The 19,817-nt window shown below is 55.3% G+C and carries 17 protein-coding genes; 11 read left to right on the top strand and 6 right to left on the bottom strand.

The genetic code is table 11. From position 1 onward, the window contains the following. Positions 1 to 24: 24 nt before the first annotated feature. From BM152_RS05025 to BM152_RS05005, 5 genes are read right to left on the bottom strand one after another with little or no spacing between them, the layout of a single operon-like run. On the bottom strand, positions 25 to 420 hold the full coding sequence (locus tag BM152_RS05025) for a DUF2177 family protein (protein WP_066601880.1): 396 nt from the start codon (positions 418 to 420) through the stop codon (positions 25 to 27). After that, positions 417 to 1,154 carry an SDR family NAD(P)-dependent oxidoreductase gene (locus BM152_RS05020; RefSeq protein WP_066601877.1) on the bottom strand — a complete coding sequence of 246 codons (738 nt, stop codon included), beginning with the start codon at positions 1,152 to 1,154 and terminating at the stop codon, positions 417 to 419. Before BM152_RS05020 ends, BM152_RS05025 begins: the two co-directional genes overlap by 4 nt. Next, a complete protein-coding gene (locus tag BM152_RS05015) occupies positions 1,147 to 2,304 on the bottom strand; it encodes an SAM-dependent methyltransferase (protein ID WP_066601874.1) in 1,158 nt (385 codons plus the stop codon). The genes BM152_RS05020 and BM152_RS05015 overlap by 8 nt, the downstream gene beginning before the upstream one ends. Further along, on the bottom strand, positions 2,304 to 3,059 hold the full coding sequence (locus tag BM152_RS05010) for a DUF1365 domain-containing protein (RefSeq protein ID WP_066601871.1): 756 nt from the start codon (positions 3,057 to 3,059) through the stop codon (positions 2,304 to 2,306). The genes BM152_RS05015 and BM152_RS05010 overlap by 1 nt, the downstream gene beginning before the upstream one ends. Next, positions 3,056 to 4,336: an NAD(P)/FAD-dependent oxidoreductase gene (locus BM152_RS05005; protein ID WP_066601868.1), complete on the bottom strand. Its 1,281-nt coding sequence runs from the start codon at positions 4,334 to 4,336 to the stop codon at positions 3,056 to 3,058. Before BM152_RS05005 ends, BM152_RS05010 begins: the two co-directional genes overlap by 4 nt. Before the next feature lie 161 nt (positions 4,337 to 4,497). On the opposite strand from BM152_RS05005, the gene BM152_RS18785 reads away from it, so the two are divergent. Both BM152_RS18785 and BM152_RS04990 read left to right on the top strand, forming a co-directional pair. Next, a protein-coding gene (locus tag BM152_RS18785; RefSeq protein WP_111481338.1) for an IS5 family transposase occupies positions 4,498 to 5,255 on the top strand; the annotation gives its coding sequence in 2 pieces (ribosomal slippage) (positions 4,498 to 4,834 and positions 4,834 to 5,255; 759 coding nt in all). Between the two features lie 338 nt (positions 5,256 to 5,593). Next, positions 5,594 to 5,938 carry a hypothetical protein gene (locus BM152_RS04990; protein WP_074914004.1) on the top strand — a complete coding sequence of 115 codons (345 nt, stop codon included), beginning with the start codon at positions 5,594 to 5,596 and terminating at the stop codon, positions 5,936 to 5,938. Between the two features lie 251 nt (positions 5,939 to 6,189). Here BM152_RS04990 and BM152_RS04985 read toward each other — a convergent pair whose 3' ends face one another. Next, the gene (locus tag BM152_RS04985; protein ID WP_074914002.1) at positions 6,190 to 7,422 is read right to left on the bottom strand and encodes a Hint domain-containing protein; all 1,233 of its coding nucleotides are present in this window, start codon (positions 7,420 to 7,422) and stop codon (positions 6,190 to 6,192) included. Positions 7,423 to 7,682: 260 nt separating this feature from the next. Between BM152_RS04985 and BM152_RS04980 the strand changes: the two genes are divergently transcribed. From BM152_RS04980 to cybH, 9 genes are all read left to right on the top strand, one after another. Beyond that, positions 7,683 to 8,669 carry an alpha/beta hydrolase gene (locus tag BM152_RS04980; protein WP_139222474.1) on the top strand — a complete coding sequence of 329 codons (987 nt, stop codon included), beginning with the start codon at positions 7,683 to 7,685 and terminating at the stop codon, positions 8,667 to 8,669. Positions 8,670 to 9,465: 796 nt separating this feature from the next. Further along, on the top strand, positions 9,466 to 10,797 hold the full coding sequence (locus BM152_RS04975; protein WP_066601850.1) for a PAS domain-containing sensor histidine kinase: 1,332 nt from the start codon (positions 9,466 to 9,468) through the stop codon (positions 10,795 to 10,797). Beyond that, positions 10,794 to 11,789 (top strand): NADH-quinone oxidoreductase subunit B family protein, encoded by a 996-nt coding sequence (locus BM152_RS04970; RefSeq protein WP_066601847.1) that lies wholly within the window; start codon positions 10,794 to 10,796, stop codon positions 11,787 to 11,789. Before BM152_RS04975 ends, BM152_RS04970 begins: the two co-directional genes overlap by 4 nt. Further along, on the top strand, positions 11,782 to 13,215 hold the full coding sequence (locus BM152_RS04965) for a nickel-dependent hydrogenase large subunit (RefSeq protein ID WP_066601842.1): 1,434 nt from the start codon (positions 11,782 to 11,784) through the stop codon (positions 13,213 to 13,215). Before BM152_RS04970 ends, BM152_RS04965 begins: the two co-directional genes overlap by 8 nt. A gap of 63 nt (positions 13,216 to 13,278) precedes the next feature. After that, a complete protein-coding gene (gene hypF / locus BM152_RS04960; protein ID WP_066601838.1) occupies positions 13,279 to 15,543 on the top strand; it encodes a carbamoyltransferase HypF in 2,265 nt (754 codons plus the stop codon). 220 nt (positions 15,544 to 15,763) lie between these two features. Continuing rightward, positions 15,764 to 16,870, top strand: a complete 1,107-nt coding sequence (locus tag BM152_RS04955; protein WP_269446555.1) for a hydrogenase small subunit — start codon at positions 15,764 to 15,766, stop codon at positions 16,868 to 16,870. Between the two features lie 3 nt (positions 16,871 to 16,873). Next, on the top strand, positions 16,874 to 18,664 hold the full coding sequence (locus BM152_RS04950; protein ID WP_066601836.1) for a nickel-dependent hydrogenase large subunit: 1,791 nt from the start codon (positions 16,874 to 16,876) through the stop codon (positions 18,662 to 18,664). 14 nt (positions 18,665 to 18,678) lie between these two features. Beyond that, a complete protein-coding gene (locus BM152_RS04945; RefSeq protein WP_066601833.1) occupies positions 18,679 to 18,879 on the top strand; it encodes a hypothetical protein in 201 nt (66 codons plus the stop codon). A gap of 2 nt (positions 18,880 to 18,881) precedes the next feature. Beyond that, the gene (gene cybH, locus BM152_RS04940; RefSeq protein ID WP_066601831.1) at positions 18,882 to 19,646 is read left to right on the top strand and encodes a Ni/Fe-hydrogenase, b-type cytochrome subunit; all 765 of its coding nucleotides are present in this window, start codon (positions 18,882 to 18,884) and stop codon (positions 19,644 to 19,646) included. Positions 19,647 to 19,817 lie beyond the last annotated feature (171 nt).

Genomic DNA, 19,817 nt, shown 5'->3' with positions numbered 1-19,817 from the left:
GAACTTGGCCCACGCTGCCAGTGACTATAGCACGCGCACCAGCATAACACCTGCCCACGCGGACAATCCGGTCAGTACTCCACCCCAGAGCGTATCGACGACCACCTGCTCCATCGACCAGTCCCGCAATGTTGCGTAATTGGTGAACTCATAGGTGCCATAGGCCATGAGTCCCAAGAGCACACCCCCAACCAAGGCTGCCATCGGATCACCTGAACGATAGGCCGGAACAGACACGAACCACAAAAGTCCGGCAACATAGCCCATATAGAATAAAGCCGCAGGCAAGCCTCGAAAGGGGTCTACGAACAAATGTTCGATGTGGCGTTCGAATACCGGTTTGATCAAGACACGCAGACCAATGGCGTCCACGGTGAAGAATATTATGGCGGTGACAGCGTAGAGGATGAGAATTTTCATTGTGTCAGCTTTCCGGTTAAGGGCAGAGAGAGCCAGTAGGGCAGAATGCGCAACAGCTTCAGCGCGAGGGTCAGGCGGCGCGGGAAATGCACCTCAAACCTGCGTCTGTTCAACCCGTTCAATATGGCGCGTGCTGCCGTTTCCGGAGTGACCATGGCAGGCATTCGAAAGTCATTGCGCTGTGTGAGGCGGGTGTCCACAAAGCCGGGACTGATCAGACGCACATCGAAACGTCCGGCCAGTTCCGCGCGCAGAGATTGGGCAAGATTGATCACGCCCGCCTTTGTGGCCGAGTAAATCTGCCCTTGAGGCAATCCGAAATAGCCAGCCACTGAACCACAAAGCGCCAGTTGCCCGCCCGCCCGCATCAGCGGCGGTGCGATTTGGGCGACATGAAAGCTGCCCGTCAGGTTGGTTGTGACGATGTGCGCAGCCATGTTCGGGTCGAGGTCGCTAATTTTGCCCGGATCATACTGCGCGGCCAGATGCACCACGCGGTCCAGCGGCCCGATTTGCGCAATCTGCGCCGCCGCAGCCTCAAAGCTGGCACGGTCTTCAACATCGAGAGGGAGCGCAATGTGGTCGGGTCCAAGGGCGCTCGCAAGCTTTTGCAACCGGTCGCCTGATCTCGCGGACAAAATCAACCGCGCTCCGCGTTTGGCATATTCATGCGCCAAAGCCGCGCCGATGCCGTCACTGGCGCCAATGATCCAGATTGTTTCTACATCAGGCATGGGTCAACTCCACCTGAACAACATCGGTTTGCCCGACCGAAAAAGAAGCCGCACAAATGCCAAGATAGAATTGCCAATTCCGCAGAAAGTTCTTGTCATATCCGAGCTTCAGAATGCGATCGGTTTTTTGCGTCAGCCTGTCGTTCCAGATGGCGCAGGTGCGGGCGTAGTCGCCCCCAAAAGCATGGTTCCCCGTCACAATAAGGCCCGCATCTTTGGCCTGATCGGCAATCACCTTGTTCGACAACAACATGCCACCGGGAAAGCTATAGTGACGGATGTAGTCCGAGCTGCGTTTGTATGTGTCGAAATAGCTGTCGGGCACTGTGATCGCCTGAATGACGGCGCGGCCACTCTGTGCCAGACGCGCCTTGAGTGTTGCGAAATACGTCGGCCAGTAATCTTGCCCCACAGCTTCGATCATTTCGATCGAGACGATGCTGTCGAATTGTCCTGTGGTAGTGCGATAATCCTGCAACCGGATCTCGGCACGTCCGTCAAGGCGCGCGTCAGCATAACCCTTTTGGCTCGGCGAGATGGTCAAACCCGTGACATGACGCCCCGTCTCGGCAGCCCGCTCTGCAAAACCACCCCACCCGCAGCCGATCTCCAGAACACGCTCTGCGGCTCCGATCCGGTTCAAGACACGATCATATTTACGGGTTTGCGCACGACCAAGGTCATCATCGCCGGGGGCAAACATGGCCGACGAATAGGTCATGCTCTCGTCGAGCCAGAGTTGGTAGAACTCGTTCCCCACATCGTAATGCGCGCGGATATTGCGGGCGGCTCCCCGTTGGGAATTGGACCGCATCAAACGGTTCACGACCCGAAACTTCAGGCTATTCCAGAACCCTGCATAGGCATAATCGCTGAAGTTTCCGAGATTGTTCAAAGCAACGGTTGTGAGGTCTTCGATGGACGAGGTCTCCCAAAGCCCCGCCACATATGTTTCTCCGAGTCCAATGTCGCCGCGTGAGGCAATGGCTGTCACAACAGACCAGTCGTAGATACGCATGTTTGCGGCAGGCTGACCGTGACCGAAGTCGTAAATTTCGCCTTCAGGTGTATGCAGGCGCAGGCTCCCGGCTTGGATTTGCGCACAAGTTTCCAAGAAATCGTGCTTTACGCGCTTGGTCAGAAACAGCATCAGGTTACCTCGTTGTTTGGGGGGCTGGGCCGCTTGCGATATTTGGCACCCTTGAGTTTCAGGCGCAGCGCCTGCCAATGGATCAGAATAGTTGTGCGCAGAGCGCCTAAAGGCCGGCGCAAACCGGCTTTGACCAATCTGAAGGAGGTCAGTCGTGAGCGATTGCCAGACAGGGTCGCCACCACACCCTCCGCGCCGTTGCGATACAGGATGGTGATATCGATGGTCTCGGGTTGAATATCAAAGCTGAATTCATACCGCCCCGCGACCTCTTGGAAGGGCGAGACATGCAGGGATTTCGGCCTGTCGATCCGGCTGTCTCTGGTGATCGGCGCAAACTCCGGTAGATGACACAGATAGGAATGGCGATCTCCGAAGGGGGTCGACACTTCGGCAATCACCGCAACCAATGCGGCACCTTGCATAGCCAGCCAGAAACTGACCGGATTAAAGCTATATCCCAAAAAGCGGGGTTGGGTCAGAAGCAATATCTGCACATGCGGATCACATAGACCCTCCGCCGCAAGAACATCACGCGCCCAAGACGTCCCGCGTCCCTCTTTCAAAGGGCCGCCGTGATCCCGATCATGGACCGAGGTCAGATTGAAGCGGTTGCGCGAAAACAGCATCGGCGTTCTGGCGCTGGCTTCCATGTCTATCAGCACATAGTCCACGCCATATCGAAACGCATTGCGTATCGTGCCGCGCCGTGCGTGTATCGTCACACCCGCGATATATTCCGGCCTATGGGTCATGCGATCTGCCGGTCCATCTGCCGGGCGATGCGTGCGGCGCTGGCAAAACCGTCCTCGTGAAAGCCGTGGCGCGTATAGGCCCCTGCAAACCACGTGTTGTTCTCGCCCTGAATCTCACGCAATTGCTTTTGTGCCGTCAGCGCCGCGGCATCAAACACCGGATGACGGAACACCTTCTGATCATAGATCAAATGCTCGGGAACCTCGACGGACGGGTTCAAAGACACAAACAGCGGGTCATTGTCAGGAATATTCTGAAGCCGGTTCATCCAGTAGGTCACGCCAATTGCAGGCTCCGGCCGTGTCGTATCGGCCTTATAGTTCCAACTGGACCAGACCGCGCGCCTCCGAGGCATTTGACTGGTGTCACAATGCAGAACCATTTCATTGTCCTGAAACCGGATGGACGACAAGGCCGCGCGCTCTTGCGGCGTTGGCTTCTGCAACAGGCGCAAGGCTTGGTCTGAGTGGCAGGCAAAGATGACCTGATCGAAAGGCGCATGTGGACCAGAAGAGCACTGCACATTGATCTGCCCGCCTTCTCGCGTGACGTTTTGCACAGGTGTCGCCGTGCGGATCGCAACACCACGCCCGCGCAGGTGATGCTCCATCCTGCGCACATATTCGATGCTGCCGCCATCCACAGTCCACCATTGATGCTGCCCCGAGGTGCTGAGCAATGCATGGTTGCGGAAAAACTGGATCAGCGCCCGCGCCGGAAAAGCGCGAATTTCGTCCGGCGGCGTGGACCAGATCGCACCGCAGAGCGGCAACAGGTAATAGCGCTGAAACCACTCCCCCAGCTGCATCTCGTCCATCAGATCACCGATCAGGGACGTGTCGTCCTCGGCCAACGCTTCGGCCTTGGCATTGAACTTCAGAATATCTTTGATCATGCGCGCAAATCCGGGACGCGCCAGATTGCGCGGCTGTGCCATCAGCGCCCGCAATCCGGACAGCCCATATTCGATCTTTCCGTTATCGATCGACGCGCCAAAACTCATGTCGCTTTTGGCGACCGGCACATCGAGATCCTGAAACATGCGCGTCAGATGCGGGTAGTTGGCGTAATTGAAGACAATAAACCCGGTATCCACAGCCTGATTGCCACGGGCCCCAGCCATCACGGTGCGCGCGTGCCCCCCAAGTTCCGGCGCGGCCTCGAACAAGGTTACAGCGTGATGTGGCGCCAACAAATAGGCTGACGACAGGCCGGATATGCCCCCGCCAATAATAGCGATGCGTTGAGCGCGAAGAGGGGGAGCATCAAGGGTCATACAATTTCCTGCTTGTTCTATGTAGTAAATACGGAGCGAGCAGGCATTTGGATCAAAATGTGATCCGGAAAAAAAATGTGATCCGGAAATTAGGGCCTGTGGACAATCAGGATTCCCATCGGGTTTGATTTCTGATTCAAGTCTCCCAAAAGGAGGTTTGAATGATCGAGCAGCGCTTTGTGATTACAGATCAATTGTGGCAGCGGATTGAGCCGCATCTTCCGGGTAAGGTCGGCGATGCCGGAGCCACGGCAAAGGACAATCGCCTATTTCTGGAAGCGGTCTTCTGGCGGGTGCGCACTGGGTCGCCGTGGCGAGATTTGCCACCTGCTTTTGGCAACTGGAACAGCCAGTTCCGGAGGTTTCGTCGCTGGGCCATGGCAGGCGTATTCGAAAGGCTTTTTAAAGCCGTGAGCTGTGATCCAGATTTCGAATATGCACTCATTGACGGCACTATTGTTCAGGTCCACCAGAAGGCAACCGGCGCAAAAGGGGGACTCAGGCTCAGGCCATTGGACGCTCGCGCGGGGGGCTGACGACCAAGATTGTGGCATTGGTGGATGCGCTCGGCAATCTGGTGCGCTTCTTGCTGCTGCCGGGACAAGCGCATGATATGAAAGGTGTTGCGCCGTTGATCAGGGGCGTGTCATTCGATGCGCTGCTGGCGGATAAGGCGTTTGATGCGGACTGGTTAATACAAGACCTAGACGAACGCGGTTCAACAGCCGTGATCCCACCCAAAACCAATCGAAAAATTCAGCGCGACTATGATGCAGAGATATATAAATGGCGGCATCTGGTCGAGAACTACTTCGCAAAGATAAAGGAATTCAGAGGCATAGCCACACGCTACGATAAAACCGATTGTAGCTATGCCGCCAACTGGAACCTCGTGGCAGCCTTAATTGCGTCGCGTTGATTGTCCACGGGCCCTAGAATTTCACGCGTGAGGGCGTACGATCCCTGACATACATCGCCGCGCCTCAGACATTCCGTGCATATTCACACATACACAGATAACGTACAGAAAATCCATAAAACTGATCGCTTTTGACATTGTTACAAGAGATCACGAAGATTGGCGTATGGGTCGCTGAAGTTTGATGTGCGTTTTCGCGCATTAATTTGTGTAAATCCTTATATTTGTTCACCTTTAAACATTCAGGACAATACCCTAAATATCATTTCATCGAGAGACGCAAAAACGAACAGACCGCGTCACCCACAACTAGAAATGAAATGAAAAGGACCACAACCATGACATTCTCCCTCAAAACACTGACCGCCGCCGCTATCGTTGCTGTTGCTGGCACTGCCGCTGTTGCAGGCCCCAACTACATCATCCCGGGCAACCAGTCCGCCACCAAAACCGTTGCGAACGTTGAACTCGTGCGTGCCGAAGCTCCGGCAACTCTGGAAGTCTACTCCGTCCACGGTGGCGAGCGTGTGGCTCTGCTCGGCTCGGCCGACGTGAACGCCGGCGCAAACACCGATGTGAAAGTGAGCCTCGACGCAGGTGCTGCTCAATCCAACCTTGAGTTCGTCCTCGTTGGCTCCAATGGCGCAACTCTCGCCGACAAAAGCATCAACAACTACCAATAAGAGGTGGTCCCGTTCGCCCTGAGCCTGAGTGCTCAGGGTGGATGGAAATCTGAAATGCCGCCGGAGTCCCCTCCCGGCGGCATTTTTGTGTTTGCGGGCAGGATAGAAACCCCATTTGATGGCTTTGTGCTATAGACCGAACACCCGCTTTATGAACCTCCATTACGCGCCAAAATATTAGGCCCGCCGTGTTAACAAGGCATATTGGACTTCAGTTTCAAAATGCTTTTCGCTGTTCAATGGACTTCCAATTAATGTTGGGCTGACACAGCCGGATCCTGTCCCGCCACTAACATTTTGTTATTGAGCGCCGTCCTTTTCGCCAGACGACGACCACGACGGCCAGAGACCAGAAACCGTGCCGGTTTAAAGGCATGCAAGCCTTCTTTGCCAAGCTCAGGGAAAATATCGAGTATCTCTTGGCGTGCCTCTCTTCCAACGGCTTTCAATGCCTCAGAGCCCGTGTACAAACTCTCTGTTGCCGCTCCATTCGCGAAAACAATCTGATGAGCATCAAACATGAAGTGCCAGTAAGTCACTTCGGTAACATCATCTGCGATCTCAATTCCATCCACTTCAAGAAGCTGCTTTGCGGCCACCAGTACTTCGGATTGCCCAAACATCCGCTCCGCAATGATCGAATGAATCAATATCCGATGCTGAGGCGAAACAAGGAGATCATGCTCAGGCTGGTTCACGCCAAGTGCGTCTGCGGCAATGCGAATGGGAAGAAACTTCGGGTGCGCCTTCAATTGCGTTGAAGAAAGAGTACGGGCCCCAATCCAGCGGATCTCTTGATACCCCAAATTAAGTGTCAGAACCTGGTCTCCCAACTGAAGGGCTTCGACAGGGACTTCACCATGAGCCGTTTTGATCAATGTACCCGAGGTAAAACAAACAAGATCGGTATCGTTAAACGTGAGCGTGCCGGTTGTATCGACTTCAAAAGTCACAACCGCTGTATCCAAAAGACTTTGAACAAGTGGGGCTACGGCATTTCCGACGACAGGAACATCGTCCAAGGTGTCAGAAAGGTTAAGTTCAACAGATGTCACGCCCCCAAGGAACGTATCTACTTCGATGGTGATCCCGAGATGGTCCTCGTCGAGAGGCTCATCGGTTATCATGAAAAAATTTCCGTCTTCGTCCTGGTAAAGTTCGCCCTCAATCGGATTTAACGACACGGTGACCCCAGCCAGTCCAAGAAGATTTGCCGAAACAGTGGCCGTCGACAGGGTAAAACTTCCTAAATATGTGCCCGAATCCACGCTGGTGCTGGTGCCTGCCCCGTCATCATTGACTATGTTGAAGTCATCACCATAGCTGAGTTCTGTCGGGCCCTGCTCTTCGGGAACATTGTAGTCCGTAAACTCTGTACTATCGCCAAGGTTATTGAGAATGCTTATGAAATTGGTGTCTACAACGGGAAGGCCATCGACATCTAAAGTAATCAATCCGTTGGGCAACTGCGTTGAATACGGCATGCTTTATCAATCCTTTATCACGGCACCACCCAAGCTGAGGATTGCCCATTCAGGAATATTTGTACAACTAAAGAATGGTTTTTTTAAATAATTGCCGATTCTTCCTATCCATTTGGGTGTAAATTTAAGGGTGCGAAGTGTTCTCCTTCCTGCGTGCCTTCCCCCATGATTGCGCGAGTTACGCAGTCCAATTGATGGGAAAACGACACGCTTGCCATTATCCGACCTTTCCTCAATCATAGGTTGTGAGTGCCCGCGTTTTGAACACGGGCAGAAACCTTGCGCCGGGGATCTTCTCGGTCGTTCATATGGAGGGCCTCGGGATCAAGCGGTTCATGTTAATGGCTTTGGTCGGCCTGTCTCTCGCGATCGGTTCACTCAGCACCCCGCTCCATGCGGAGGTCCGGTTTAACAATGCGGCACGCAGCGACACCTTGGGAGAGCTGGTCCGTTACGCTATCTATCTGCCACCCGGGTATGATGCCGATGATCGCAGCTATCCCGTCCTTTATCTCCTGCATGGAGGCGGCAGCGGGCAGCCAAGCGACTGGTTCACGCTTGCCGGTCTCGACAAGATGCTCGACCGTCTGATCGAAGACGGCACAATCCGCCCGCTGATTGCCATTGCCCCCGATGGCCGCCGCGATGAAACAAATGAGGTGGCGACTTATTTTCTGAACGATCAGGACGACACGATGCTCTGGGAGGACATGTTCTTCGAGGATTTCATCCCCGCCGTCGAAACCCGCCACAAGGCCATCGCCAGCGGTGATGCCCGCGCCATTCTTGGAATATCAATGGGGGCGCTTGCCGGGGTGGTCTATCAACTGCGTGCGCCGGATGCCTTTGCCGGTGTTGCCGCGCTCAGTTCGGCCTTCCGGACCGAAGATCAGGTTCTCGGACTGTCGCCCGCCGCCTATCGCAGCCGCTACGCCGGTGTTTTGGGCGCGGAACTGGAGGGGAAGGCGCGGCTGAACGAAGCTGGGGACGCGATACAGGGAGAGACATTGGTGGCGCAGACTGACGCAGCACGTTTTTCTCGCGTGCCGCGTCTCTATTTCGACATCGGTGCGGATGATCCGTTTTTCGAAGGCACAGCAGACCTGCACGTCACCCTGCGCAAGGCAGGCATCCGTCACCGGTTTCGGGTCAGCGAGGGCGGTCATGACTGGAGATTCTGGCGGTCGTCTCTGGAACAGGCCCTTTTGCATATCGATGCCGTCCTGACGCGCGGCTATGGCGAGTAGCGTTATCCTCGCTACCCTAGTGATTCAATGTGTGCTCGCCGCCTCCATCAAAGCCGTCACCAGCAAAGATCGTGAGGTGTATGGCGCACGTAAACTTTGGCATGCAATGTAACGAGAGAGGTTTGACATCGTTCACTGCACTGTTGAGCACTAAATACGCGACATAGGAATTAAAGGTGTTCGGCGTGGCAAGAAGATCAAGACGACATGGTCGGACAAAGCCCTGTCATATCCATTAGATCAGGTGAACAGGCAATTCTGTGCGATCAAAAACTGGCGTAAGCTGGGCGATTTTTCACACCTCGCCAGCGTTCAGTTAGGTGTCGATTGCATAGACGTCATCAAGCCATCCCACTAGGATCAGGCCACCGTATGACAAGCCCTTGGGTCCTAGATTTGACGATAGCTCGTGCCTGCATGGCATAAATATACGCAGGGACGGATAAGTGGTTAATATTCGCCAAGTCACATAATGCTCTTTGGCGCATAATTTCGACATATGTCTTTTTCGGAAAAGATTCTACTTTCGTTTATAATTTCAGTTTGATACATATACTTTCGTACCTGCCAAGTTGGTTGCATTACACCAATTTCTTCGTACAGCTCGAACTACAAGGCCGCTGTGTTTATCACAGCGGCTCTTTTTTGTATGACGGGAGCTTGCCTGACGCATTTCGCAAAAGGCTTGGTATCAGGTCGGTGACGTGCCGAAACCTCTAGGGTTCGAGGTCTGGCCATCGCAATATTCTATTGCGTCCTTGCGGCGTGGCTGACACGCTTGGAGCAGGAGGTCTCTATGGCGAACATTTCCACAAAAATGGGCGAAGAGCTCAAGCCCGGCTTTGATGACGCGGCGTGGGTGGATGTGCTCGACGCGGTAGACAAAACATATGCCGAGCTGGTCGATTATCAGGAGCAGCTTGAGGCGCAGAACGCGGAACTGTCCAGCCTGCGCACCTTCCTCGGGTCGATTATGGCGTCAATCTCCGACTATCTTGTGGTCACGGACAAGGACGGATTTATCGCCGATTTGAGCCAGTCTTTTTGTTCTGCGATTGGAGAAGAAAAGAGTGCTTTGATCGGACGGCCTATGGTGGCCTTTTTTGAAGGCGCAATGCGCGATCGAATGGGCATGGCGATGTCCGAAGTTGTGCGGGATAAAGAAGAAAAGACGTTCGAGGTTGATCTGGAAACACCGGGAGGGGCCAGTCCGGTTGATTTTCGTGTTGCGCCGCGTCTGGATCGCCGCAAGCGGGTGAGTGGAATTATCCTGACGGGTCGGCCTTTGGGTGAGGTGCGTCGCGCTTATCGCGAATTGGAGCAAAGCCTCGAAGAGCTCAAGCAGGCCCAGACTCAATTGGTGCGGACCGAAAAACTTGCCTCTTTGGGGCGGTTGCTGGCTGGTGTTGCGCATGAGCTGAACAATCCCATCTCTTTCGTCTACGCGAATACGCATAGTCTGCAAAAATATCTCGACCGGTTCGAAGCCTATTTTGAACAGGTTCAGGCCGGGGCCAGCCGTGAAGAACTTGTCGAGCTACGCTCCAAGTTGAAACTCGAACGGGATTTGAAGAACCTGCGCGTGGCTATTGAAGGGGCGCACGACGGGGCGGAACGTGTGCGCGACATTGTCGAAGATTTGCGACGCCTGTCGGCTGATGGTTCCGGCGAGGTGGCGCCGTTCGATTTGGCGCAAACTGCGCGGATCGGGGCGGAATGGGTCAAACGCGGTCAGAAAAGCCGGATGAAAATCTCGGTTGAGGGGGAAAGCCCTTGTATAGCCTTAGGGCGGCTGGGGCATGTCCAGCAGGTCATTATGAACCTCGTGCAAAATGCGGCTGACGCCATGCAGGATGTCGAGGAACCGGAAATACAAGTCAATCTCTCTTATCAGGATGATTTTGCAGTGCTTCAGGTCTGTGATAACGGTCCAGGTGTGCCCGAAGAGTTGCGGGCCGCGATCTTTGACCCTTTCTTCTCCACAAAAGAGGTCGGACAAGGCACGGGGCTGGGCCTGTCTATTTCCCACAAAATTGCAGAGGAACATGGCGGGTCTTTGGTCTATCTGCCGGACGTGGCAGAAGGGGCCTGTTTCCGGCTGACCCTCAAACGGGGAGATCAAATTTGAATATTCTCTGGTTGCAATCGGCGGGCTGCGGGGGCTGCACAATGTCGCTTCTGTGTGCAGAAAGCCCGAATGTCTTTGATCTCTTTACGGCAGCGGGGCTCGAATTCCTCTGGCACCCGTCCTTTTCGGAGGCCAGCGGGGCGCAGGTGCGGCATCTGTTGGCGTCGATCGAGGCGGGCGAGCAGGAGCTTGATATTCTGTGTGTTGAGGGCTCCATCGTTCACGGCCCCAAAGGGACAGGGCGCTATCATATGCTCGCAGGAACGGGACGCTCCATGCTTGACTGGGTGCAAAGCCTTGCGCCAAAGGCGAAACATGTGGTCGCGGTGGGGACTTGTGCCACATATGGCGGCGTGACCTCTGCGGGCGACAATCCGTCTGATGCCACCGGAGTGCAATATGAAGGTCGCCACAGCGGCGCAGCGTTGCCTTCCCATTTCCGGTCGCAATCGGGGTTGCCCGTTATCAACATCTCCGGTTGTCCGATCCATCCTGACTGGGTGACGGAAACGCTGATGTTATTGGCCTCTGACAGTCTTGGTGCTGACGATCTCGACAGTTTCGCCCGCCCCCGCTTCTACACGGACAATCTCGTGCATCATGCGTGCACCAAGAACGAGTTTTACGAATACAAAGCTTCTGCCGAAGAGTTGAGCCAGATGGGATGTATGATGGAACATCTCGGTTGTGTTGGCACGCAAGCGGTAGGTGATTGCAACATCAGGCTCTGGAATGGGGAAGGGAGCTGCACACGCGCAGGCTATCCCTGTATCAGTTGCACCTCGCCGGAGTTTGAAGAACCGGGACATGGGTTTACAGAGACGCCAAAATTTGCGGGTATTCCCGTTGGTTTGCCGACGGATATGCCGAAAGCGTGGTTCATGGCGCTGGCGTCTCTCTCCAAACGAGCAACGCCGGATCGGGTGGCCCGAAATGCTGCGGCAGATCGTATCGTTGTCCCGCCCACAGTGAAAAGCCGTAAGAATGACTGATGCGACCACATTACTCGTAGGCCCTTTCAATCGTGTGGAAGGAGATCTCGAAATCCGGCTGGAGGTGCGCGAGGGGCGTGTCTCTGCGGCCTATGCCAATTCGCCTCTGTTTCGGGGGTTTGAAAGCATTTTGCAGGGCAAATCGCCCATAGATGCCCTCACCATTACACCGCGCATTTGTGGCATATGTTCTATCAGCCAGTCTATGGCGGCCGCGCAGGCTTTGGCGGATTTGGCTGGCAAAACCCCGTCGCCCGAAGGCGCAAAAGTGGCACAGCTTTTGCATATGATTGAAAATGCCTCCGATCATTTGATGCATTTCAACATGTTTTTCATGCCGGATTTTGCCCGCGCTGTGTATGCGGATCGACCTTGGTGGGATCAGGTGCTGACGCGGTTTACCGCAGCTAAGGGCTCCGCGCTCAAGCGGGCAGTCGAAGCGCGGGCCGGATTGATGCACGTTACCGGCCTTTTGGGAGGGAAGTGGCCCCATACTCTGGCCATTCAGCCCGGTGGTGTGACCCGTGCACCTTCGGTTCGCGATAAAGTCCGTATCAGTGCCGATCTTGCCGCGTTTCGCGCCTATCTTGAAGAGGTTGTGTTCGGGGGGCCATTGGAACAGTTCGCAGAACTGGCAACGATTGTGCAATTGTCCGGTTGGACGGGCGGGGATGTTGCACTCTTTCTTGCCATTTCGGACGACCTCGCACTCGACTCTTCAGGATGTGGAGAAAAGCGTTACTTGTCGTTCGGCGCCTATCCCGGCCCGAATGGCCCGCTCTTCAAGCGCGGAACCTTGGTTGACGGCACTTCCAGTCAGTTGGTGCCGGAGCAGATTGTAGAAGAGATCACACACAGCTGGATGCTTGGACAGGATGCACATCCGTCTCGGGGTATGACGCGACCTGACGAAGACATGCGCGAAGATGCCTACAGTTGGTGCAAAGCGCCGCGTCTTGCCGGAGAGACCTTTGAAACAGGGGCTTTGGCGCGGCAAGCAATTGACGATCATCCGCTGGCTGTGGCGCTTGCCGCAGAAGGTTCTGTGCGGGCGCGGGTGATTGGGCGGTTGTTGGAATTGGCGCGCACCCAGATCGAGATGGAGCGACTTCTGGCTTCCATTGATCCTCGGGCAGCGTTCATGCGGCACGTCAGAATTCCGGATGATGGTGAAGGAGTCGGGATGGTTGAGGCTGCGCGGGGGGCCTTGGGCCATTGGGTGCGGGTCGAAGGTGGCGTGATCACGTCCTATCAGATCATCGCACCGACAACGTGGAATTTTTCGCCGCGGGATGGACGCGGTGTGCCCGGACCGGTCGAGGCGGCATTGGTCGGTGCAGAAGTGCGCGACGGTGAGGAAACGCCGGTTTCTGTCCAGCATATTGTCCGGTCTTTTGATCCGTGCATGGTCTGTACGGTCCACTAGAGTATTTTGAAGAGGTCTCTACGGGAGGCGGGAGCGAGAATTGTGACCCATAGTGCAGAGGTGATGCCTCAAGATCTGCTTGGACTGGAAATCCGTGTGCGCGGACAGGTGCAAGGCGTAGGGTTTCGCCCCTTTGTTTGGCGACTCGCGCGCGACATGGGGCTATCTGGAGATGTGCGCAATGATAGCGAAGGGGTTCTGATCCGTCTTGTCGGCGATGCAACGGGATTCGAGGATCGCTTGCGGGCGCAGATGCCGCCGCTTGCACGTATTGATGCTGTTGAAACCCGGTCTCTGCAACTGACGGATACAGTGTTCGAGGGTTTCGAGATCGTCGCATCGCAAAGCGGTGCCACGCATACCCGTGTGACGCCTGATGCGGCGACTTGTGACGCCTGTCTTCACGAGGTTTTTGACCCGCAAGAACGCCGCGCAGGCTATGCTTTTACCAATTGCACACATTGTGGCCCGCGGTTCACCATCGTCGAAAAGCTGCCTTATGATCGAAGCCGGACCACGATGGCCCCGTTCGAGATGTGTCCGGCCTGTCGGGCGGAATATGAAAATCCCGAAGACCGCCGTTTCCACGCGCAGCCCGTGGCTTGTGCCGATTGCGGTCCACGACTTTGGCTACATCCTCCCATAGAGGGTGACCCTGTCACCAATACTGCAAAGCTTTTGCGGGACGGAAAGATCATCGCAGTGAAAGGGCTTGGGGGCTTTCATCTGGCGTGTGATGCTTGTGATGACGAAGCCGTGGCGAGGCTGCGCAGGCGCAAGCACCGTCCCGCGAAACCTTTTGCCCTGATGGGAACGCTGGAGATGATCCGGCAGTGGTGCGACGTGTCGGATGCGGAGGAAGCCATGCTCAGAGATCCTGCCGCCCCCATTGTTCTTTTGCCCGCACGATGTGTTCCAAAGGGGATTGCGCCCGGACAAAATACGCTGGGCTGGATGTTGCCCTATACGCCGCTACACCATCTGTTGATTGATGCCGTGGGCGGGCCGTTGGTGATGACGTCCGGCAATCTGTCAGGAGAACCGCAGGTGATCGGGAATGAGGAAGCTTGCGAAAAACTGGCAGGGTTCGCAGATGCGTTCCTCTTGCATGATCGCAGGATCGCCCGCCGCCTTGATGACTCTGTTGAACGGGTGACGCCGCATGGGGCAATGGTGCTTCGACGTGCGCGCGGGCGAGTGCCGGGAACCTTGCATTTGCCGGAAGGCTTTGAGCAAGCGCCACAGGTTGCGGCCTATGGTGGCCAGATGAAAGGCGCGATTTGTCTTTTGAAAGACGGGCAGATGCTCTTGGGTCATCATCTTGGCGACATGGATGATGCCTTGACCTACGAGGCATTCTTACAGGCCGATAAGGACTATACCGCACTGTTCGATCACCAGCCGGAGGTGGTGGCTTGCGACCTTCATCCGGAGTTTCGCACCTCGATTTATGCGCAGGAGAAAGGCCTCCCCGTCCAGCGGGTGCAACATCACCATGCCCACGGAGCCGCGTGTTTGGGCGAAAACGGCTGGCCGCTCACGGGCGGGAAGGTTGCCATGATTGTCCTCGATGGTTTGGGTTTGGGCCCGGACGGAACCGTGTGGGGTGGAGAGGTGTTGTTAGGTGATTATTGCGAGGCGCAGCGCATGTTCTGGCTGAGGCCTGCCCCTTTGATCGGCGGGGATATGGCGGCGAAAGAACCGTGGCGAAACCTCTTGGCGCGGCTGGATCAAGCGGGCTGTGGCGATGTGGCGGAGACTTACGTGCCGCAACCTGCTTTGTTGGGCATGTTGCGCAAGGCTGTGGAGCGTGGCGTCAATACAACGTTGTCCTCTTCGGCAGGACGTCTGTTTGATGCGTTTTCCTGTCTGACAGGCTTTGTCGGAGCGCAGTCATATGAAGGCCAGGCTGCTATGGAGCTTGAGGCAAAGGCGCGGTTGGAGATCGCCCGCTATGGCCAATCGGGGCTTTGCGCCTTGCCGTTACCGGTTTCCAAGGGGGAGATTGATCCTGCGGAGATGTTCCGTCGTGTGCTTGAGGGCTCCGAACACGGTGGAGATTGGGCGCGTAGTCCCGCGACACTGTTTCATATGAGCTTGGCGCAGACCTTTGCGGCGTGCGCACGCGGGCTTGTCACCTCGGGGCAGGCCGAGGCTGTGGCGTTAACCGGCGGCGTGTTCCAGAACGCTTTGCTTCTGGATTTGACACGCAAGGCGCTTGGCGATGTGCCGGTTCTGATCCACACCAAAGTGCCCGCAAATGATGGGGGGCTGGCTCTGGGACAGGCTTTGGTTGCTGCGGCGCGGCACCTTGATCTAGACCGGTAAGAGTCTTTCCGATCAGATCAGTGAGCGGTTAGCGTCTTCCCGTCTTGTGTTTGGAGGCGTCAAATAAACTACTGAAAATACGACGAAATAAAACGGCGATATTTGCGCGTCTTTATTTGGCATGCGCTTTTGCTCCGGCGAAAATGAGGAACGAGGCATTGTATGCCATCGTATTCGCAAGTGGCCGGAAGGCCTAGCCAAATTCAGGGAGGGACGCACCTTGACCGATACCTCGGCTCAGATCGAGACGTTCTATGACGTCATGCGCCGGCAGGGGATCACCCGCCGCTCATTTATGAAATACTGTTCACTGACGGCCGCCGCCTTAGGTTTGTCGCCCTCTTTTGTACCGAAAATCGCTCATGCGATGGAGACAAAACCGCGGACGCCGGTGATTTGGGTGCACGGTCTGGAGTGCACCTGCTGTTCCGAAAGTTTTATCCGCTCGGCACATCCTCTGGCGAAAGATGTGGTTCTGTCGATGATCTCGCTGGATTATGACGACACGTTGATGGCTGCGGCCGGTCATCAGGCCGAAGCTGCGCTCCAAGACACCATCGAGAAATATAAAGGCAATTACATTCTGGCTGTGGAGGGGAACCCGCCGCTCAATGAAGACGGAATGTATTGCATCGTAGGCGGCAAGCCTTTTGTCGATCAACTCAAACATGCGGCAGAACATGCCAAGGCCGTCATCAGTTGGGGTGCTTGCGCCTCTTATGGCTGTGTGCAGGCGGCAAAGCCGAACCCGACCCGCGCAACGCCCGTGCACAAGGTCATTACCGACAAGCCTATCATCAAAGTGCCCGGTTGCCCGCCGATCGCGGAGGTGATGACAGGGGTTATTACATATATGTTGACCTTCGACCGCCTGCCGGAACTGGACCGTCAGGGCCGTCCCGCAATGTTCTATTCTCAGCGTATCCACGACAAGTGCTATCGTCGTCCGCATTTTGACGCCGGACAGTTTGTTGAGGCATGGGACGATGAGAATGCCCGCAAAGGCTACTGCCTTTATAAAATGGGGTGCAAAGGTCCGACCACCTATAACGCCTGTTCTACCGTGCGCTGGAACGAGGGCGTGTCCTTTCCGATCCAATCGGGGCACGGCTGTATCGGATGTTCCGAGGATGGTTTCTGGGATCAGGGGTCGTTCTATGACCGTGTGACCGATCTTACCCAATTCGGGGTAGAAGCAAACGCTGACAAGATCGGTATGGCCGCCGCTGGCGTTGTAGGAGCGGGAGTTGCTGCACATGCCGCCGTGTCTGCTCTCAAGACCGCGCAGCGCAAAGTTCAAGATAATAAAAAGAAAGAGGAGGCGTAACTTATGGTCAGTACTCCGAACGGCTTTAACATCGACAATTCCGGTAAACGGATTGTTGTAGACCCTGTGACCCGTATTGAAGGTCACATGCGTTGCGAAGTGAATGTCGACGAAAACGGCGTGATCCGCAACGCGGTGTCGACAGGCACGATGTGGCGCGGCCTCGAAGTGATCCTCAAAGGTCGCGATCCTCGCGACGCATGGGCCTTCACAGAGCGCATTTGCGGTGTTTGCACCGGCACCCATGCGCTGACCTCTGTGCGTTCAGTGGAAGATGCTTTGGGCATCATGATCCCTGACAACGCCAACTCCATTCGCAACCTGATGCAGCTTGCGCTGCAAATCCACGACCATATCGTTCATTTCTACCATCTGCATGCTCTCGACTGGGTGAACCCGGTGAACGCGCTAAAAGCGGACCCCAAGGCCACCTCGGAGTTGCAGCAGGCGGTGTCTCCGTCGCACCCGATGTCCTCCCCGGGGTATTTCCGCGACGTGCAGAACCGCCTGAAAAAATTCATCGAAAGTGGACAGCTTGGCCTGTTCAAGAACGGGTATTGGGACAATCCGGCCTATAAGTTGCCGCCCGAAGCAGATCTCATGGCCACAACCCACTATCTTGAGGCGCTCGATCTTCAGAAGGAAATCGTCAAGATACACACGATTTTCGGCGGCAAGAACCCGCACCCGAACTGGTTGGTGGGCGGCGTGCCTTGTCCCATCAATATTGATGGCGTGGGTGGTGTTGGTGCCATCAACATGGAACGGTTGAACATGGTCCAGTCGATCATCCAGCAAACGCTGGAGTTCAACCGCAACGTCTATATTCCTGACGTGATCGCCATCGGAGGCTTTTATAAAAACTGGCTTTATGGCGGCGGACTGTCGTCCAAGGCCTGTCTGGCCTATGGTGACATTCCTGAAAATCCGAATGACTTCTCGCCGGAACAGCTGCACATGCCGCGCGGCGCAATCATCAACGGTGATCTGTCGACAGTCTATGATGTTGATCCGCGTGATCCGGAGCAGGTGCAGGAATTCGTGGATCACAGCTGGTACACCTATGGTGAGGCGGGTAAGGGGCTTCACCCGTGGGACGGGATCACTGAGCCGAACTACGAGCTTGGCCCGAATGCGAAAGGTACCCGCACCAATATCGAAGAGTTGGACGAGGCTGCCAAATACAGCTGGATCAAGGCTCCGCGATGGAAAGGGCACGCGATGGAGGTTGGTCCTCTGGCGCGGTATATCATCGGGTATGCGAAAGGGCATGAAGATATTTCCGATCAGGTCACGGGGCTGCTCAAGACCATGGACCTGCCTTTGGATGCGTTGTTCTCGACGCTGGGCCGCACAGCCGCCCGTGCGCTTGAATCCGAATATTGTTCGCGCTTGCAGCAACACTTCTTTGACAAGCTGATCACCAGTATTAAAAACGGCGACAGCTCCACGGCGAACGTGGAGAAATGGGACCCGAGCACATGGCCGTCAGAGGCCAAAGGTGTCGGCATGACCGAAGCTCCGCGTGGCGCTTTGGGTCATTGGATCAAGATCAAGGACGGGCGCATCGAGAACTATCAATGCGTGGTGCCGACCACTTGGAACGGCAGTCCACGGGACACAGAGGGCAATATCGGGGCCTTCGAGGCTTCGCTGCTGGATACGCCGATGGAGCGTCCGGAAGAGCCGGTAGAAATTCTGCGCACATTGCACAGCTTTGATCCCTGTCTGGCGTGTTCGACCCATGTCATGTCGCCGGATGGTGCCGAACTGACGACAGTCAAAGTGCGTTAAGGGAGGAAAATACCATGAAAAAACATATCGCATCTGCAACTTTTCTGGCCGCAACAGTGGCGTCTCCGGTGTTGGCACATGAAGGACATGCCACATTGCCGGGAGAACATGGGCACACAGAGGCGCATCTGGTGATGGCCGCGCTTGCCGTCGTCGTAGTCTGGCTGGCTGTGAACACGATCAAAGGGCGTAAGGCCAAGCGTAAGGAGGAATAAAAATGTCGGAACAAGACACTCTTCCTTATCCGCAAAGCGATTTGGCCGTCCCTTTGACGGGAGATGCCACAGCAGAGGATCTGGAAAGTCTCCATGATCAGACGTCGATCTTTGTGTATGAGTGGCCTGTGCGCGTGTGGCATTGGGTCAATGCTCTGGCAATCACGATTCTTTGTGTGACGGGCTGGTTCATCGCCTCGCCTTTGCCCTCGATGCAGATTGCCGAGGCGACGCATCAGTTTGTTATGGGCTATATCCGCTTTGCGCATTTTGCGGCGGGCATGATCGTAACGGTGGGCTTCTTTGGTCGCATCTATTGGGCCTTTGTTGGCAACCATCACGCCAAGCAGCTGTTCTACATTCCGGTTTGGAGAAAGCGGTGGTGGAAAGAAGTCGTGACCGAGCTCAGATGGTATGCGTTTCTGGAAAAAGAGCCGAAGAAATATGTGGGCCATAACCCGCTGGCACAAATGGCCATGTTCTTTTTCATGACTTTGGGCCTGAGCTTTATGATCCTCACGGGTTGGGCGCTCTATTCCGAAGGCACGGGGCAAGGCAGTTTTGCCGATACGATGGCTGGCTGGGTTCTGACGCTCTTTGGGAATAGCCAGATCGTCCACTCCGTGCATCATTTGGGCATGTGGTTCATCGTGGTGTTTATGATCGTTCATATCTATGCCGCGATCCGCGAAGATATCCTGTCACGTCAATCTATGGTTTCGACCATGATTTCGGGCACACGGAGTTTCAAGGACCGGCGACCTTAATAGATGACGATTCACGTCGGTTTTGCAGGAGGCGGGGCGTGTCCTCGCCTTTTGTAATTTATGTTTCCAAATTTATATAAAAATGGATAGGTTTCTTCCATAAGGCATGTGGCAACCTAGTGGTGTGTTCTGAAAAGCTCTGTGTTTCTAGGCGTTTAATTGTATCCCATT

Source organism: Celeribacter halophilus (genome assembly GCF_900114135.1).
Classification (GTDB): Bacteria; Pseudomonadota; Alphaproteobacteria; order Rhodobacterales; family Rhodobacteraceae; genus Celeribacter; species Celeribacter halophilus.
Note: the sequence above shows the minus strand (reverse complement) of the source record. Positions and strands in the feature narration are given on the sequence as shown.

Excerpts from the sequence above, each read along its gene's own strand:
- BM152_RS05010 (WP_066601871.1), bottom strand. The coding sequence starts at position 3,059 with ATGACCCATAGGCCGGAATATATCGCGGGTGTGACGATACACGCACGG.
- BM152_RS04965 (WP_066601842.1), top strand. The coding sequence starts at position 11,782 with ATGACTGATGCGACCACATTACTCGTAGGCCCTTTCAATCGTGTGGAA.
- BM152_RS04990 (WP_074914004.1), top strand. The coding sequence starts at position 5,594 with ATGACATTCTCCCTCAAAACACTGACCGCCGCCGCTATCGTTGCTGTT.
- hypF (WP_066601838.1), top strand. The coding sequence starts at position 13,279 with ATGCCTCAAGATCTGCTTGGACTGGAAATCCGTGTGCGCGGACAGGTG.
- BM152_RS04950 (WP_066601836.1), top strand. The coding sequence starts at position 16,874 with ATGGTCAGTACTCCGAACGGCTTTAACATCGACAATTCCGGTAAACGG.
- BM152_RS05005 (WP_066601868.1), bottom strand. The coding sequence starts at position 4,336 with ATGACCCTTGATGCTCCCCCTCTTCGCGCTCAACGCATCGCTATTATT.
- BM152_RS05015 (WP_066601874.1), bottom strand. The coding sequence starts at position 2,304 with ATGCTGTTTCTGACCAAGCGCGTAAAGCACGATTTCTTGGAAACTTGT.
- BM152_RS04945 (WP_066601833.1), top strand. The coding sequence starts at position 18,679 with ATGAAAAAACATATCGCATCTGCAACTTTTCTGGCCGCAACAGTGGCG.
- cybH (WP_066601831.1), top strand. The coding sequence starts at position 18,882 with ATGTCGGAACAAGACACTCTTCCTTATCCGCAAAGCGATTTGGCCGTC.
- BM152_RS05025 (WP_066601880.1), bottom strand. The coding sequence starts at position 420 with ATGAAAATTCTCATCCTCTACGCTGTCACCGCCATAATATTCTTCACC.
- BM152_RS05020 (WP_066601877.1), bottom strand. The coding sequence starts at position 1,154 with ATGCCTGATGTAGAAACAATCTGGATCATTGGCGCCAGTGACGGCATC.
- BM152_RS04975 (WP_066601850.1), top strand. The coding sequence starts at position 9,466 with ATGGCGAACATTTCCACAAAAATGGGCGAAGAGCTCAAGCCCGGCTTT.
- BM152_RS04985 (WP_074914002.1), bottom strand. The coding sequence starts at position 7,422 with ATGCCGTATTCAACGCAGTTGCCCAACGGATTGATTACTTTAGATGTC.